This is a genomic window from Brenneria rubrifaciens, assembly GCF_005484945.1.
Classification (GTDB): domain Bacteria; phylum Pseudomonadota; class Gammaproteobacteria; order Enterobacterales; family Enterobacteriaceae; genus Brenneria; species Brenneria rubrifaciens.
In genome coordinates, this window is sequence record NZ_CP034035.1 from 640012 (window position 1) to 655553 (window position 15542).

At 52.2% G+C, this 15542-nt stretch carries 13 protein-coding genes and 1 other RNA gene; 7 read left to right on the plus strand and 7 right to left on the minus strand.

All coding sequences use genetic code 11. The features are described from left to right. Positions 1–260: 260 nt before the first annotated feature. From EH207_RS03035 to EH207_RS03050, 4 genes are read left to right on the plus strand one after another with little or no spacing between them, the layout of a single operon-like run. Positions 261–1739 (plus strand): ATP-binding protein, encoded by a 1479-nt coding sequence (locus tag EH207_RS03035; protein ID WP_137712674.1) that lies wholly within the window; start codon positions 261–263, stop codon positions 1737–1739. After that, entirely contained in the window at positions 1736–4387 is a 2652-nt protein-coding gene (locus tag EH207_RS03040) for a Z1 domain-containing protein (protein WP_137712675.1), read from the plus strand. The genes EH207_RS03035 and EH207_RS03040 overlap by 4 nt, the downstream gene beginning before the upstream one ends. Beyond that, on the plus strand, positions 4377–5345 hold the full coding sequence (locus EH207_RS03045; RefSeq protein ID WP_246048932.1) for a PD-(D/E)XK motif protein: 969 nt from the start codon (positions 4377–4379) through the stop codon (positions 5343–5345). The genes EH207_RS03040 and EH207_RS03045 overlap by 11 nt, the downstream gene beginning before the upstream one ends. Then, positions 5345–7417 (plus strand): AIPR family protein, encoded by a 2073-nt coding sequence (locus EH207_RS03050; RefSeq protein WP_137712676.1) that lies wholly within the window; start codon positions 5345–5347, stop codon positions 7415–7417. The genes EH207_RS03045 and EH207_RS03050 overlap by 1 nt, the downstream gene beginning before the upstream one ends. Before the next feature lie 15 nt (positions 7418–7432). On the opposite strand, the gene EH207_RS03055 is transcribed toward EH207_RS03050, so the two are convergent. Beyond that, positions 7433–9034 (minus strand): DNA cytosine methyltransferase, encoded by a 1602-nt coding sequence (locus tag EH207_RS03055; RefSeq protein WP_137712677.1) that lies wholly within the window; start codon positions 9032–9034, stop codon positions 7433–7435. Between the two features lie 69 nt (positions 9035–9103). Between EH207_RS03055 and EH207_RS03060 the strand changes: the two genes are divergently transcribed. Continuing rightward, entirely contained in the window at positions 9104–9574 is a 471-nt protein-coding gene (locus tag EH207_RS03060) for a very short patch repair endonuclease (protein WP_137712678.1), read from the plus strand. Between the two features lie 111 nt (positions 9575–9685). On the opposite strand, the gene EH207_RS03065 is transcribed toward EH207_RS03060, so the two are convergent. The 5 genes from EH207_RS03065 to smpB form a co-directional block, all read right to left on the minus strand. After that, complete coding sequence (locus EH207_RS03065) at positions 9686–10564, minus strand: integrase domain-containing protein (RefSeq protein WP_137712679.1); 879 nt, start codon at positions 10562–10564, stop codon at positions 9686–9688. 790 nt (positions 10565–11354) lie between these two features. After that, positions 11355–11600 (minus strand): helix-turn-helix domain-containing protein, encoded by a 246-nt coding sequence (locus EH207_RS03075; protein ID WP_137712680.1) that lies wholly within the window; start codon positions 11598–11600, stop codon positions 11355–11357. 234 nt (positions 11601–11834) lie between these two features. Next, entirely contained in the window at positions 11835–13076 is a 1242-nt protein-coding gene (locus tag EH207_RS03080) for an integrase domain-containing protein (RefSeq protein ID WP_137712681.1), read from the minus strand. Between the two features lie 180 nt (positions 13077–13256). Then, positions 13257–13620, minus strand: a transfer-messenger RNA (tmRNA) gene (ssrA, locus tag EH207_RS03085). A gap of 47 nt (positions 13621–13667) precedes the next feature. Next, complete coding sequence (smpB, locus tag EH207_RS03090; protein ID WP_137712682.1) at positions 13668–14150, minus strand: SsrA-binding protein SmpB; 483 nt, start codon at positions 14148–14150, stop codon at positions 13668–13670. Positions 14151–14304: 154 nt separating this feature from the next. Between smpB and EH207_RS03095 the strand changes: the two genes are divergently transcribed. Together EH207_RS03095 and EH207_RS03100 are read left to right on the plus strand one after the other, a co-directional pair. Then, the gene (locus EH207_RS03095) at positions 14305–14739 is read left to right on the plus strand and encodes a type II toxin-antitoxin system RatA family toxin (protein WP_217496117.1); all 435 of its coding nucleotides are present in this window, start codon (positions 14305–14307) and stop codon (positions 14737–14739) included. Continuing rightward, positions 14732–15016 carry an RnfH family protein gene (locus EH207_RS03100; RefSeq protein ID WP_137712684.1) on the plus strand — a complete coding sequence of 95 codons (285 nt, stop codon included), beginning with the start codon at positions 14732–14734 and terminating at the stop codon, positions 15014–15016. The genes EH207_RS03095 and EH207_RS03100 overlap by 8 nt, the downstream gene beginning before the upstream one ends. A 110-nt stretch (positions 15017–15126) precedes the next feature. On the opposite strand, the gene bamE is transcribed toward EH207_RS03100, so the two are convergent. Beyond that, entirely contained in the window at positions 15127–15465 is a 339-nt protein-coding gene (gene bamE / locus EH207_RS03105; RefSeq protein ID WP_137712685.1) for an outer membrane protein assembly factor BamE, read from the minus strand. Positions 15466–15542: the final 77 nt, after the last annotated feature.

Consider the following 15542-nt stretch of genomic DNA (forward strand, 5'->3'; position numbering starts at 1 on the left):
CGAAGTACAATGGTCCATTTCATATTAAGCTCTTCACTAATGCGCTGGTGAATGTTCACTTGAGCCTATCTATTAGAAAATAAAAGTTAGGTAATGCTGGTGTAAAAAATCTTGAGGAGTGCAATACAGGAAGAGGTAGTTATCTTTCTTGTATGACGCTGACAGATGGGAGTCTGCGATGAAAAATAACGATGTAATTTGTTTATTATAAACAAATTTTATATGATTTTAGCTTGTTCTCCGAAGATTGTGGGGGAATTATGGCTCGGGAACATAGGCATCCACCAAGCGCAGCATGTCTTTCGGCCTCGATGAGGGATCTTGGGTATTCGCTCGAAACGGCAATTGCTGATTTGATCGACAACAGCATTTCTGCTGGTGCAGATATTATCGACATTATTTGTGATGTGTCAGGTAAGGTGCCTGTTGTCGCAATTCTTGACAACGGGACAGGGATGTCGGAAGACGGATTGATGGACGCGATGAGACATGGAACTGGTAATCCCAAGCAGCATCGTTCGCCGCGGGATCTGGGGCGCTTTGGTCTTGGACTGAAGACGGCGTCGTTCTCGCAGTGCCGTTCCTTGACAGTGGTCAGCACAAGTGATGCTTCCATCTGTGGTGCCGAGTGGAACCTGGATCGCATCGATGCAGCAGACGACTGGATTCTGAGCATTCTTGATGAGACCGACATCCAGGCGCTGCCCTATGTCGATCGCCTCGGCAGGAACGGCACCGCAGTCCTCTGGCGAGAACTCGATCGCATGCTCGAAGACGAAGTCGGGGATCGGCGGCAGGAAATCGTGAACGAGAAGCTTGAGGTGGTGGGGCGACATCTCGCCCTCGTCTTCCATCGCTTCCTTTCGGGCGAGGTCAAGGGGCATCCCAGAATCACGCTTGCCATCAACGGTCACCCCATTGCCGCATTCGATCCTTTTTGCAGAAAGAATCCGGCCACTCAGGTTCTTCCGGAGGAAATCGTCCGCATCGGCGATGCGGAAGTGCGCCTGCAACCCTATGTGCTGCCACACCACAGCCGTCTTCCCGCGTCCGAGTACGACTACTACCAGGATCGCAGTGACTTTATCTCCAACCAGGGAGGCTATGTCTATCGGAACGGGCGCCTGATGGCGTGGGGAGATTGGTTCCGGCTGGTACCGAAGGGTGAGGCCACCAAACTGGCACGGGTGCAGATCGACTTTCCCAACACTCTGGACGAAGCTTGGACGATCGATATCAAGAAGTCGCGCGCCCGCCCGCCCCACGCGGTGCGTGAGCGCCTGCGTCAGATAATATCTAAGATTGCCAGCCGCAGCGTGACGGTGCATCGGGGGCGTGGACAGAAGCTGTTTCAGGAAACCCAAGCTCCGTTCTGGGAGCGCTATGCCGATCACGATGGCATCCGGTTCACGATCAACGACCAGCACCCGATCATCGCCTCGTTGGCAAGAAGACTCTCGCCAGAGGATGCCGATCTGCTTCGCACGCTGCTTGATTCAGTTGCTGCCTCGCTTCCAGTAGAGATGATCTATTCCGACTACTCGACCCACCCGCGCGAGATCAATCAGCGATCGGTGGATGAAAGCCAGACCATGGAGCGCTTGAGGAGCCTGCGTCAGGTTCTGTACGGTGACGGGCCGGGCGATGCGAAGGCGTTTCTTCAGATCGTGCGCTCCACGCATCTTTTCGATGGCCAGATCGAGCTGGCCGAAAAATTCATCAGCGAGGCCTTTGCATGAGCATTACAGCCATCACGGAAGAACGGAACATTGCCAACGCTCTCATCTCGGGCCTCGCCAACATGGCGGAAACGCCAACGCGCAATCAGGTGGAGGAAAAGGCAAGGCAGATTGCTTCAATCTTCGGCTATACAGGAGACCTCCGCAACATTGTCACCGAGGCCATGGAATCGGTTGTGACCCGCATGGGAGCAGGCACCTCATTGGTTGATGTCAATGCGAAGCATAACGATCAATGGGTTCACAAGCGCGAGGACGTTAATTGGATCTATGCGAAGGCATATGAGGAGTTCCTTCGCAACGAGGGCTGGCCTCCTCAGATGGTCCAGTCGCTGAGCGATGTGACCAACCGCATTCTTGGTCACCTTCAGGATCCACTGAGCGAAGGCTCGAGCTGGAACCGTCGTGGCCTGGTCATCGGCCATGTGCAGTCGGGGAAAACGGCCAACTACACGGGTTTGATAGCACGTGCAGCCGATGCGGGCTACAAGTTCATCGTCGTCATCGCGGGCATTCACAACAACCTGCGCAGGCAGACACAGCAACGCATTGACGAGGCCTTCATCGGTCGATCGAGTGATCCGGAGGATCGTCGGAAAATTGGCGTCGGCCTTGATCCAGACTATCCCGGTGCGGCAACACTCACTAACATCAACGAGGACTTCAACAAGAACACAGCGGCCAAGAGCGGCTGGAAGATCAACGACTTCAGCAAGCCGATCATCCTGATCATCAAGAAGAACGTCACGACGCTCACTGCGTTGCATAAATGGCTGAAAGAACTGAACGCCGAAGGGAAAGACCGCATCTCCGATGTACCCATGCTGCTGATCGACGACGAAGCCGACAACGCATCCATTAACACGAACAAGGAGGATCTGGACCCGACCAAGACGAATGCCATGATTCGCCGCATCTTGGGATTGTTCGCGAAGTCCTGTTACGTCGGATATACGGCAACCCCATTCGCCAACATCTTCATCAATCCGGATGCCTATGACGATGATGTGCAGGAAGAGCTATTCCCTCGCGACTTCATCTATTGCCTGGATGCACCCACAACCTATTTCGGTGCGGAGAAGGTATTCCTCAATGAGGCGACAAGCGAGTTGATCATCAGGCCGATCGATGATTGCGAGGATCTCATTCCCTACTCGCACAAACGCGACGATCCCGTCCACGAGTTGCCTCCCAGTCTCTATCGCGCACTCGACGAGTTCATCGTCGCCCGCGCCATTCGGAACCTGCGCGGACAGGCCGGCAAGCATTGCTCGATGATGGTCAATGTGTCGCGCTTTGTGCCGGTGCAGAAGGCTGTGCGCGATTTCCTGAGTCTCAGGGAGAAGAAGATCAGAGAAGCAGTTCTCGCCAACTACGCGATGCCGGAAGACGTTTCGTTAAGAAACATGTACATGAAAGGCCTAAAGGAGGCTTTCGATGCCGAATATGCCGACGTTGGCGTCACATGGGCTGAAGTGAAGACTGCCCTCAATGGCGTCTTCGAGCATCTTCACCTCTATGTTATCAACAGCAAGAGTGACGAGGTGCTCGACTACAACCGGTACGAGAAGGAAGGCATCGGGCTGACGGCGATCGCGGTCGGTGGCCTGAGCCTGTCGCGAGGTTTGACCATCGAGGGATTGACCGTCAGCTACATGTACCGCAACACGAAGATGTACGACACCCTCATGCAGATGGGTCGCTGGTTCGGCTACCGGCCGGGCTTCGAGGATCTATGTCGCGTCCATCTATCGCGCGATTCGATCAACTGGTACTCCCACATCGCCGATGCGGCCGAAGAACTTGTACAGCAGGTCAAGCGCATGCGACGCGACGGGTTGAGCCCGCGCCAGTTCGGTCTTTATGTCATGTCTCACCCAGACAGCCCCCTCTTGATCACGGCAACCAATAAGATGCGAAGCGGAGAAAAGGTGAAGTTTCGACAGAACTTCAGCGGTCGAATGCTGGAGAGCTATATCGTCTCGACTGATCCCGACGTCAATGTGCACAACTTTGCGCTGATCGAAGGTTTTTGGCGTGAGCAATTTGGAGAAAGGGCAGAAGAGCCCACCGGGAAGGGCGTCATATTCAAGGACGTGCCAGTCGAGATAATCGAGGATTTCTTGATTGCTTTTCAAGCACACAGCCATTTTTCCGATCGAAAAGACGATACTGTTGCCTATCTGCGTGCACTCTCCGAGAAGCATCCTTCCGGTGATGTTCTTTTGATCTCACCTGGGGGTAGCGACAGGCCGTATAGCCTCAACGGACAGTCGCGTGTGGTTGCCAATCTCCAAGGCTCCGCTTGGCAATTGAACAAGGATCGTGTGGCTTCACGGGGAGACGAAAAGCTGGGCCTATCTCCAGAGCAGCAAGCTGCGGCAGTGGAGCTGGCTGCGTCCGGAGACAAGCCGGCTGCACCATCGGACACCCATTATCGCGAGATCAGAAACAAGCCATTACTGATGATTCATAGTTTGGATCCCCACGGCGATTCCCGTGTGAAAGGCCCCGTTGCCGCGTTTGGTGTCAGTTTTCCTGCCGGCCACTACAAAACCGAAATCGAAGTTGTGGCGAACAAAGTGTGGCTGGAAAGGATGCAAGGAACGCCTGACGACCCAGATGCCGAGGAGGACTATGATGACTGACTCCTCACCTTGGGACGAAATCGCCGTTCCTAGCACGGACTTCAATGTCCGCCAAGTTGCGGCAAAAACAGCCGTGCCCTGCTTCTGGGGACGTGATGACAGTGGTGCCTGCCTGTTCATTGTGGAACTTCAGGGCGACCACGCAGCCCAGTACCGGAAGAATGCGGTCACGGTGAACGGCGTCGATGTCGATCTTCGTGCCGGCGCTCGGGGGCAGCAACACCTAGTCCTCGTTCTTGAAAGACAGGTCGATCGCGATCTCTTCGAAGGACTGTGCCAAACCCTTGCATTCGCACTGGAACACGCCACCGATTCGGCCAGCTCTCTGGCAGTCTCGCTGGCACACATCCGTCGCTGGAAGACTTTCCTCTCGGGCCGAAGTCAGCATCTTTCCACCGAGGAAGTCCGTGGTCTCTTCGCTGAAATCGTCTTTCTGATGGAACTGATCGATCGGCAAATGCCGAGCAATGCCGCTGTTGAAGCCTGGCTTGGTCCGGAACGATCACATCAGGATTTCATCTTCGGCAATACGGCTGTTGAGGTCAAGTCACTCTCGGGCGCCGAGCGGAGCAGTATCCGCATTTCGTCGGAAGACCAGCTTGAATCCCTGAACGACGCACTGTTCCTGCGCGTCTACCGGCTAAGCAATCTGGCTGACGCGGCAGGTGCCCGCTCGCTCAACGAGCTTGTCACTGCCGTCCAGGCGCGGCTCGATAAGGCAGAGGCCATCGAGGCCTTTGACCGGAAGCTGGTTGCACACGGCTACGCTCCGCTCCCTAACTATGATGAGCAACGTTTTGTCGTCAGCGACGTGCGCAGCTATCAGGTCGCCGACGATTTTCCGCGTCTCATGCGGTCGCAACTGCCGGCAGGGATTACCAAGGTAGCCTACGACATCAGACTGGAAACGATTGCGCAATACGAGTGCGACGGTGCCGCCGTCTTCGGAGGAGAGTGATGGAGCAAACCGGCGAAGAGTTCTTCCACGACTTCCGACAGGAACTGCTGGCAGGAGCCGAAGCCAATGGCAGGTTTCAGCTCGACGAGTTCATGGAAACCATCGCTGCAGAGCTTGTCGAAACAGGCTTCACGGAAGGCTTCGAACTTTGTCATTTTCGGGCGCACCGCGGAGTGCGCGTGGACGGCTACTGGTTCAATGATGAGGGAGTCCTGAACCTATTCATTGCAGACTTCGACTCCCGCAACGAGCTGGCGTCCCTGACCAGGACGGACGTGGATGCTGCATTCAAGCGCGTTGCCAACTTCTTCGATGCGAGTATGGACAGGAATCTGGCTGACGATCTGGAAGTCACTTCGCCGGAATACGGCATTGCCAGACAGATTGTCGATCGCAGAGGTGCCATCAACTCGCTCAACCTTATTCTTTTCTCCGAACGCACGCTCAGCGGGGCGGTGCAAAGCCTTCCGGATGGAGAAGTTGCTGGCGTTCCCACCAGTTATCACGTATGGGATATTTCACGGCTTCATCGTCAGCGAAGCTCACGCAGCCACAAGGAACCACTCGATCTCGACTTCGAGCAGATGTTCGGCCAAGGCATCGCCTGCCTTCCTGCTCACTTGACAACCGATGCCTATCAGTCCTACCTCATGGTCATGCCAGCAGATGTGCTGGCGACCCTGTACGGAAGTTTCGGAGCGCGCCTGCTGGAGCAGAACGTTCGAACATTTCTGCAGGCTCGTGGTAATGTAAACCAAGGCATGCGGGCAACGATCATGAACGAGCCGGGGATGTTCTTTGCCTACAATAACGGGATCACGGCCACCGCGCAGAGTGTCGAGACCGAGGCAACGGATTCCGGTCTGGCGATCACAAGGATTGTCGATCTTCAGATCGTCAATGGTGGGCAAACCACCGCATCCCTGTTCCATACGCGGAAGCGGGACAAGGCGGACCTTTCCCAGATATTCGTTCAGATGAAGCTGTCTGTCATCGACAGCCAGCAAAGCGAGATGGTTGTGCCGAAGATATCGGAGTATGCGAACACCCAGAATCGGGTGAATGCTGCCGACTTCTTCTCGAATCATCCGTTCCATGTCCGAATGGAAGGGTTCTCGCGGCGCATATGGGCGCCGGCGCAGAAGGGAGCCCCCCGCGAGACGCGCTGGTTCTATGAGCGGGCACGCGGTCAGTATGCCGATGCACAGTCAAAAATGACACCGGCAGAGCAGCGTCGCTTCAAGGCCGAGCATCCCAAGCCACAGATGTTCACGAAGACGGATCTGGCGAAGTTCGAGAATGTCTGGGATGACCATCCAAGATGGGTCAACCTTGGCTCCCAGAAGAACTTTGCGCGCTACGCTGCACGAATCGGCAGCGAGTGGGGAAAATCGTCCGACGCTTTCAACGAGTTCTATTTCAAGAGAGCCGTCGCGCGCGGGCTGATCTTCCGTGCCACCGAGCGCATTGTTTCTGCGCAACCTTGGTACAACGGTGGGTATCGAGCAAACATCGTGGCCTACACGCTGGCGGTATTGGCTGAGATCACGAAGCGAAGAAAGGAGAGCATCGATTTTCTGGGAGTCTGGAATGCACAGATGGTTGATGCCGTGTTGGAGGATGCCATCGCTATCGTGTCGGGCGTGGTGAACGATGACATCACCAAGCCACCACACGGTATCTCGAACATTTCGGAGTGGTGCAAGAAGGAAGCGTGCTGGACGAGGATACAGGCTCGTACCGAAGCCATTGCCAATCTCCTTGCGCCCGAGTTCTATGAGCGCCTTGTTTCTCTTGAAGATCAGACGGCGACCGTGCGTTCCGCGAAGCAGACGCAGCGAATCGACAATGGCATTGAGGCACAGCGAAAAGTTCTGGCTGTTCCTGCTGCGGACTGGACCCGCATCCATCGGTCTCTGCTTGAAAGAAGTCTACTCACGCCAAAGGAAGCAGGCGTACTGAAGGTGGCTATGCAGATTCCTAACAAGATTCCAACAGAGAGGCAGAGTCTGGTTTTGCTGGAAGTTCTTGATAAAGGACGGCAGGAAGGCATTGTTGTGTGCAAATCTTAACTATGATTTGCTCAATCACTTTATGATTTCGTGACCGTTTTTTGGGGTATCTTCCAATATTGAAAGAACGATCTTGGCTATATTAAAAGCAAGGAATGGCGGTACGGCGTTTCCTACCTGATGAAATTGCTGGGTCCGATTTCCTTGAAAAAAATAGTCATCTGGGAAAGTCTGTAACCTAGCCGCTTCTCTTACCGTCAGGCTGCGACACTGATATGGGTCATAGTGAATAAAGTAATGTCCATCTTTGGCTATATGACTGGTAATTGTAGTTGATGGCTGATCTTCCAGTTGTACTCGGAAGCGATCAGCGAATTTTCCACTCTTCCAGTTTTTATGAGCCGGAGTTAATCCCTCCAAAGAAAAATCCTTATGGCCTTTAGGGGAAATACCTTTTGCTTGAGCAAATGCTGCGGCAAATAGGTAACGACGCAGGTCACTCTCCATATGCCCTCTGGTTTCATGATTCATAAAAAAATTGAGATGCTTTGATGCCAACCCTGTATACCATTGGGCTAATTCAGAGAAACATTTTTGAGGGTTACGATATTTTTTTCGTTGCATACCGTAGTCACGTGGTAAACGTGTTGCTATGGCAACTATATCCAGAATATCAGCGACATCTTCCAGTTCATTCTTTTCCTTACGGGCCTCTTCTGCGAGTTCACGAGCATGCTTGGTAAGAAGGTCTGCCCATCGTTTAGCAGAATCTTCACCTTTGGATATCTTGCTGCGAAGTGAGGGAAGATCCCCAATAACCTGTCTTACGCTGATAGGTGCGAAAGCTGGTTTGAGTACGTTCGGTCGCCATCCAGACCCTTTGTCACGGCACAGATCATCTCTTATGCCTAATAGAATCACCCGATGTCTAGCTTGAGGTATACCATAATGTTCCGCACGTACAATAAAGTCACGAGCGTCAATATTTTTAGGGTCATCTCCCTGACCAAAAGATGTATCTGTAACTAATGAAAAAATGCTATAGCCACAGCTTACCAAGTCTTTTAGAATACTTTGAAATATTTTCGAACCATTAATTTTAGATGAGAGAATACCCTTAACATTTTCCATTACGAAAATCTGCGGTTTATACTTGTCAATGATGCGTAGATATTCCTTGTAAAGGAAATGGCGGGGGTCTTCTTCTGCTTTATAATTGACGTTACCTTTGTTTCTGGCTCTACCGACTAGAGAATATGCTTGGCAAGGCGGGCCACCAATCAGAACCCAAGGCGTTTTCGAGTTTATCCCTTTTTCCCTGATTGCCTGATCAAGACGAAGGTTGCTATCTGCTTTACCTAGTGTCAGCATCAAGGCTTCATCGCATGCCTCTACCCAAGCATTGCTTGTTTTTTCATCCCATTCTGGAAGTGGGGTAGCATCTTTAGGGATGCAGCTTTTACCGTTACATAGCGAAAAATAAGGGGCAACAGCATCGTTGCCTAATCTCTTCAAATTACGGTAGAAGGCTCGCAGTCGAAGCGTTGCATGTGCGGAATGTTCCATCTCCGCAGAGATAGCGATACGGAAAGCAGCAAGCGAAGAAAATCCTTCTCCCAGCCCTCCAGGGCCAGCAAAAAGGTCTACTATGGGAATCTGTAACAAAACGGTGCTCATATTATATATCAATGGTTCTTGTCGGTTGCCAAGATACCAGGAAGTGGCGAAAACGGGAAGGTAAACCTGATGGACATTGTTGATAAGAAGACGCGGTCTCGCATGATGTCTGGTATAAAAGGGGAAAATACACGACCAGAATTGATCGTACGGAAATATTTGCATGCTCAAGGCTTTAGATTCAGGCTACATGTTAACAACTTGCCTGGTAGACCTGATATCGTTTTACCGAAACATGGATTGTGTATTTTCGTTCATGGCTGCTTCTGGCATCGACACGATGGCTGTAAGTATGCAACTACACCAAAGACTCGCTATGAATTTTGGATGAAGAAATTTGTTGCTAATAAACACAGAGATATTGAAGTTAAAATGAAATTGTATGACGCTGGGTGGCGTGTATTTGAACTATGGGAGTGTGGTTTCAGAGATGGTGGTAGCCCTCTTGACTGGTTGGCTGAATCTATTTGCAGCGATATCATCACGCTAAACTGGCCTGACTATGTATGCAGTGGTGACAAATTGGACTCTCCATTGTAATCACAGAGGTTCTCCGATGTGGTTATGGCTGGTGTTGGTAATCTGAACGCTTCCAACCTATTCCTATTTGAATATGTGATGATAAAACTACTATAGCTAGCTACCTTGTTATCATGTCGTGCTTTTTCCATATATCTGCTGAATGTACCGTCCACGCCCATCGCCATGCCCTAAATCCATTGATACCAGCGCGCTGGCTTCCCGGTTACTGAACCCCTGCTGCTGGTAGTAGCACATGGCATCCTGAGCCCATGCGTAACGCAGGCTGTGCGGCGAGTATTGCCCCTTTAGTCCTGCCAGCGCAGTTTGCGAGCGCCAGCGGTTGATTGCGCTTTTCAGATCCGGTTTATTAATCAGCCGACCGTTGCGAGTAGCGGCTATCGCCAGCGCTTGATTCACTGTCTGCGTTAACGCTTCCCGATCCAGCACCCGCGTTTGCCGGGGCCGTCCGCCTTTGGTGCCAAATATCACCGTCAGTTGTTCGTCGCCTCGTTCGAGCGCTTCGGCCCATGTCTTGAGCGACTGCGAACACTGCACCGCTTCCTGTGAGCGCAAACCCATCATTCGTGCCAGTTGCAGCGTGAGTGCTAACCCTGCATCTTTCTGCTGCAGGGTTGCCAGCGCCACCTGATAGCGTTCCGGTGTAATCGCTTTCCGCGTCCCGTCCCGGCTGGCGCCACCCAAACCTAGAGCCTTGTTGCTCAGCCGTTCCGCATCAGCCAGTTTAGCCCGCCCGGCGGTGCGCAGTATCACCCGTACTGCTGCCATCTCGTTATGCAGCGTGCGCAGAGTAATTCCCTGTTCTAATCGCCCGGCGATATAGCATTCGATATGTTTTGCTTTCAGATGCTGCACCGTGCGGATCTGAATATTCAAAGATAGCAGATGACTGACAAGCCGCTCTGCAATTTTTAGTCGGTCATGTACCGTCTTATGGCTGCCGCCAGCCTGTCGTTCCAGCGTCTGCATCTCCCGGCTTAATCGTGACATATGCTATCCCCCCATTCTCAATAACCTCTGTTCTCCGGCGCACGGCGATTTACGACACGGGGATACCGTGCCGCACTGAACAATACCTGCGCGCCGGAGCGGCAGCGGTTGAGGTATGGCGGGGATATCGGTTATGCACTCGGTGCAGCCGCCTGCATCAGCAGGGTAATCCCCTCAGGCTGAAAGCCTGCCTCGGTATCGGTTCAGTCCTCCTCTGATAAGCGGGTTGATGAGAATTGACGCAGAAAATATGCGTCAGATGACAGGTCGCGCCAGAAAGCGCTGTGGCGTAAGGGTTGGCGCAGAGTCCGTTCGCGGCGTCACTTGCAACGGCTTTGCGCCGTATGAAGTGACGCCGCTGCCTCATGGATGCATTCGCTGAGGCAGCAAAAGGCCGCAGACGGTTGCGCCAGCTATAAAGGGTGTTGTACGCATCAGTGCGTATGCAAAAAGCAGTTGCTTCACGAAGAGCAAACAGGATGCAGCCCTAAGGCGTTGGGATAAGTTAGCTACCATCGCCGCAGCGATCACCCGCAAACTGGTAGCAGGGCGGGTTGGGAGTCGACCACACAGGCTGGGCCTGCGCGTTGCCTTGAAGGTCGTGGCAACGTGGAGCGCTGCTTGCAGCAGCGGTATAGCACTGACAATCTACTGCGCCAAAATCTCTATATCAAGCGGCTAACGCGCTGCGCTTGTTGGCTCCTTACTGGATTTCTATTCCATAGAAATCCGGTAAGGAGCGTCTAAATCCACCAACAGGATGAAAAAAAATTTTGTAAATTTTTAGTGGCTAATCCGAGGTTCCATCTCTGTATTGTTGATGCTGTCCGCTGTTATAACGCGAAGGCCAGATCTCTTCGGGGCGTTTATGCAAGGCTTCGGCGATTAAGCGTTCTCCTTTAGGCCAATGGCGCGTCAGTGTATTTGCCAAAGTGGAAGAGGCGAGTCCCGCTTCTCTGGAAACCGCAGCCAGCGTTGTGCCTTTCTTTCTTAAACCAGCAATGATATCTGCCGGATGCCAGTCTTGTTCAATCATACGAAGTCACCTAGGTTGATGCCCGTCAGAGGCGATGAAATCGTTTGTTCTGACTAAGGCATATTTTTAATTTCTTCCTTTTTAGCATCCGCTAAGTGACTTTATCTTAAGAGTTGCTAAAGACGCGGGATTGAGTACCTGTCCATTGACGATGAGCGAAAAATAACGCGTCTCCCGCCTCACACCATCACTTGCTTATGGTGTGAGGCGGGAGAAAAACACGGCTGCATACAATCACCCGATCGCCTTAAGTCCCCGGATCCCGCCTTCCAGCACACTGCCGTTGTCCGCTGCTTTCACAAAGTCAGCCCACCATTGCATCATGGGGCGACGTTGTTCCAGATAGTCGCTGCGGTTATAGGCCCGGCGTACTTCATTTTTATCTACGTGGGCGAGGGCGGCTTCGATGACATCAGGCGGAAAGCCTTGCTCATTGAGCGCGGTACTGGCAATGGAGCGCATGCCGTGTGATACCAGAATGCCGCCTAATCCGGCGCGTTTCAGCGCGGCGTTGACCGTCTGGCTATTCATTGGCTGTAATGGCTTAATGCGGCTGGGGAAAACATATTCCCGATGGCTGCTTAAGGGCTTCATTAGCGCCAGAATCGCCAACGCCTGTTCTGACAGCGGAACGATATGTACCCGCTTCATTTTCATGCGTTCGGCCGGAATGCGCCATTCTTTAGCGTCCAGATCGATCTCTTGCCAGCGCGTCTCAGCGGCTTCGACGGGGCGGGTGAGGGTGAGAAGCTGCCACATAAACAGACAGCGGGTCGGTAACTCGATATTTGCCAGCCGCATCGTTTGCATCAGTTGCGGCAGTTGATCCGGGCGGATGCTGGGCATGTGCTTTTTCTGCGGTTTCTCGAATGCTTTGCTGATATTGACGCTGGGCGCCGCATCGATCAGGCCAACGTTCATGGCATAGATCATCACCTCGTTAATCCGCTGGCATAACCGCCTTACCGTTTCCAGCGCGCCTCGGGCCTGCACCGGCTGAATAGCCTGCACCAGCGTGCGCGCTTTGATATCCATAATGCTGATATCGCCGATGGCGGGAAAGATATCCTTTTCGAGGGAGCGCTGGATATCGGAGGCATAGTCGGCGGTGACGCTGCTCTTTTTTAACTGTAGCCAGCGTTCGGCAATGACCTTAAAGGTGTTGGATTGGGTTTCCAGCGCTTGCTTGCGCAATGAAAGCTGGTGTTCATAAGGGTCAATATCTTTTAGCAGCAGGGCGCGAGCCGCTGTACGGCGTTGCCGGGCGTCGGCCAGAGTAACTTCGGGATAAGGCCCAAAAGTCAGTTTTGCGCGTTTTTTGGTTAAAGGCCGGTAGTAGCGCATTTGCCAAACTTTCCTGCCGCTGCTTTTGATTAGCAGTTGCAGACCGTCGCCGTCATGCAGTGTGTAATCCGCCTCCTGTGGTTTGGCGGCTTTGATCTCCGTATCGGTGAGGGGTTTTGTTAACCGTGCCATAGGTACCTCCATCATTTAGGTACCCGCTGGATGGGTACCTGCCTTTCGGGTACCTAAGAAGGTACCTAAAAGTTGTGGAAGCCACAAGATCGCCACAGCAAGCAGCAGACGTAAAAAAGCCCGCAAGGCTTGTGCCATGCGGGCTTAGTGGACTTCTTTGGCGTTCTATAGAACAAAATTTGGTGGAGCTGGGGGGATTTGAACCCCCGTCCGGAATTACTCTACCGTCGGCACTACATGCTTAGTCTAATCTTTACATTCGCCTGCCAGCTGCGGATAGACACGCCACTAACAAACTAGCCTGATTGGATTTAACGCTTCAACCCCAAGCAAGGTATCCACGCGATCTCTTTTAGGTTTGACCTCTCTTGATCCCCGTCCTAAGAGCGGAGGCTAGGGAGAGAGGGCTCTAAGCAGGTTATTAAGCTGCTAAAGCGTAGTTTTCGTCGTTTGCGACTATTTTTTTGCGGCTTTTTACGAGGCCAACCGCCCCTCGGCATGCACCTTGGGCTTTGCAAATCCCGTCGAATCCAGAATCAGCCCCAAGAAACTGTCGCCAGTATACCCGAACTCATACCACTTAAGCCACACTTAGCGGTTGGCGTTCTTCATGATACGGGCTTTGTCTAATTTCCATTCACGTTCTTTGATGTCGTCACGTTTGTCGTGATCTTTTTTACCTTTTGCTACGCCGATTTTGACTTTGCTCCAGGCATTTTTCCAATACATGGATAGGGCCACAACTGTATATCCATCACGGCTGACACGCCCGAACAGCGAGTCTAATTCTCGTTTGTTAAGTAATAGTTTACGAGTACGCGTAGGGTCACACACGACATGTGAAGATGCAACGTTAAGCGGTGTGATGGTGGCACCGAACAGGAATGCCTCTCCATCCCTGAATGTTACATAACTGTCGCTGATGTTGGCTTTGCCCGCACGCAGTGATTTTACTTCCCAACCTTGCAATGCCAGCCCGGCCTCAAATTCTTCCTCAATGAAGTATTCGTGGCGAGCACGCTTGTTTTGCGCAATGGTAGCGGAACCGGGTTTGTACGCTTTTTTCTTTGTCATAGTGCCGTCATTATACTGGATGTAAAAGGGAATGAAATCCCCGCCGTGCGTCAAAACGCGTGTTGATGATATCGTGCGATAGCGCTCGCAGAATTTTTGTCTGCCGGCCTATCAATGCTATTATTTTGCGCGTTTAAGAATCACGGAAAATTTTATGCCTAAAATAAGTCGTTCTGCTCTGGTGCCTTTCAGTGCGGAGCAGATGTATCAGTTGGTTAATGATGTTTCTTCATATCCTGCTTTTTTGCCGGGATGTACGGGCAGTCGGGTTATTTCATCGACGCCTGATGAAATGACAGCCGCGGTGGATGTCGCCAAGGCGGGAATTCGTAAAACATTCACTACGCGCAATACGCTGACCAATAATCAAAATATCAATATGCAACTGGTTGATGGCCCTTTCCGTCAGTTGAGTGGCGACTGGCATTTTACACCGCTGAGTGCGGATGCCTGCAAAGTGGAACTGGACCTCGATTTTGAATTTACCAATGTTCTGATCGAACTCGCTTTTGGCAAGGTTTTCAAGGAACTGGCCGGAAATATGGTACAGGCATTCACGCAGCGGGCCAAAGAGGTCTACAGTGCCTGATATCAACGTGGATGTGGTGTATGCACTACCGGAACGGCAGTACCTGCGTACGCTCACACTGGAGGAGGGCAGCACGGTCGAGCAAGCCATCGTTGCGTCGGGTCTGCTTGAATTGCGAAGAGAAATTGATTTACAGACCAATAAGGTCGGCATATACAGCCGGGCAGCAAAATTAACCGATGTCCTCAATGACGGCGACCGGGTTGAGATCTACCGCCCATTGATTGCCGATCCGAAGGAATTGCGTCGCCAGCGTGCTGAACGTTCAAAAAAATAAGGCACCGTGTGCCTTATTTTTGTCACCACTTTTCGAACAATAAAAACCTTTTGTAAGCCAAAGGCATTTCACTTTGTCAGTGTGGCGTTGTCTCGATAAACCGTGTCAAATCAGTCCAGTGCCGGTTTGTTATTGATGTTGGTTAGTACACCGTCACCACTGAAAGTCAGCGTCAACGTTTGCTGTTTCACGGATTCATGTCCAGGCTGACGGCGGAATACGTAAAACCAGGTATCGCTGCCAAACGGGTCCTGCATCATGGGTGTACCTAACGTATAAGCAACCTGTTGTTTGGTCATTCCGGTATGAATTTTTGCAACGTCACCCGGTGCGAGATAGTTCCCCTGATTAATGTCCGGCCTATAGACCACTTTTTCCAACGTGGAACAACCGGCAGTCAACATAACAACAACCACCGCGGCGGCGACAGTCAGCGTTTTACAGCGCATAGTGATTACATTCCTTAAGGGCATAGGTTGCCGATGATAATAGACCTTGCCGGACTTGAAAACCGGCAAGCCCCCAG

Coding starts and splice junctions, on each gene's coding strand:
- EH207_RS03055 (WP_137712677.1), bottom strand. CDS start 9,034: ATGAGCACCGTTTTGTTACAGATTCCCATAGTAGACCTTTTTGCTGGC.
- EH207_RS03060 (WP_137712678.1), top strand. CDS start 9,104: ATGGACATTGTTGATAAGAAGACGCGGTCTCGCATGATGTCTGGTATA.
- EH207_RS03075 (WP_137712680.1), bottom strand. CDS start 11,600: ATGATTGAACAAGACTGGCATCCGGCAGATATCATTGCTGGTTTAAGA.
- EH207_RS03080 (WP_137712681.1), bottom strand. CDS start 13,076: ATGGCACGGTTAACAAAACCCCTCACCGATACGGAGATCAAAGCCGCC.
- EH207_RS03095 (WP_217496117.1), top strand. CDS start 14,305: ATGCCTAAAATAAGTCGTTCTGCTCTGGTGCCTTTCAGTGCGGAGCAG.
- EH207_RS03045 (WP_246048932.1), top strand. CDS start 4,377: ATGATGACTGACTCCTCACCTTGGGACGAAATCGCCGTTCCTAGCACG.
- EH207_RS03050 (WP_137712676.1), top strand. CDS start 5,345: ATGGAGCAAACCGGCGAAGAGTTCTTCCACGACTTCCGACAGGAACTG.
- EH207_RS03040 (WP_137712675.1), top strand. CDS start 1,736: ATGAGCATTACAGCCATCACGGAAGAACGGAACATTGCCAACGCTCTC.
- EH207_RS03035 (WP_137712674.1), top strand. CDS start 261: ATGGCTCGGGAACATAGGCATCCACCAAGCGCAGCATGTCTTTCGGCC.
- bamE (WP_137712685.1), bottom strand. CDS start 15,465: ATGCGCTGTAAAACGCTGACTGTCGCCGCCGCGGTGGTTGTTGTTATG.
- smpB (WP_137712682.1), bottom strand. CDS start 14,150: ATGACAAAGAAAAAAGCGTACAAACCCGGTTCCGCTACCATTGCGCAA.
- EH207_RS03065 (WP_137712679.1), bottom strand. CDS start 10,564: ATGTCACGATTAAGCCGGGAGATGCAGACGCTGGAACGACAGGCTGGC.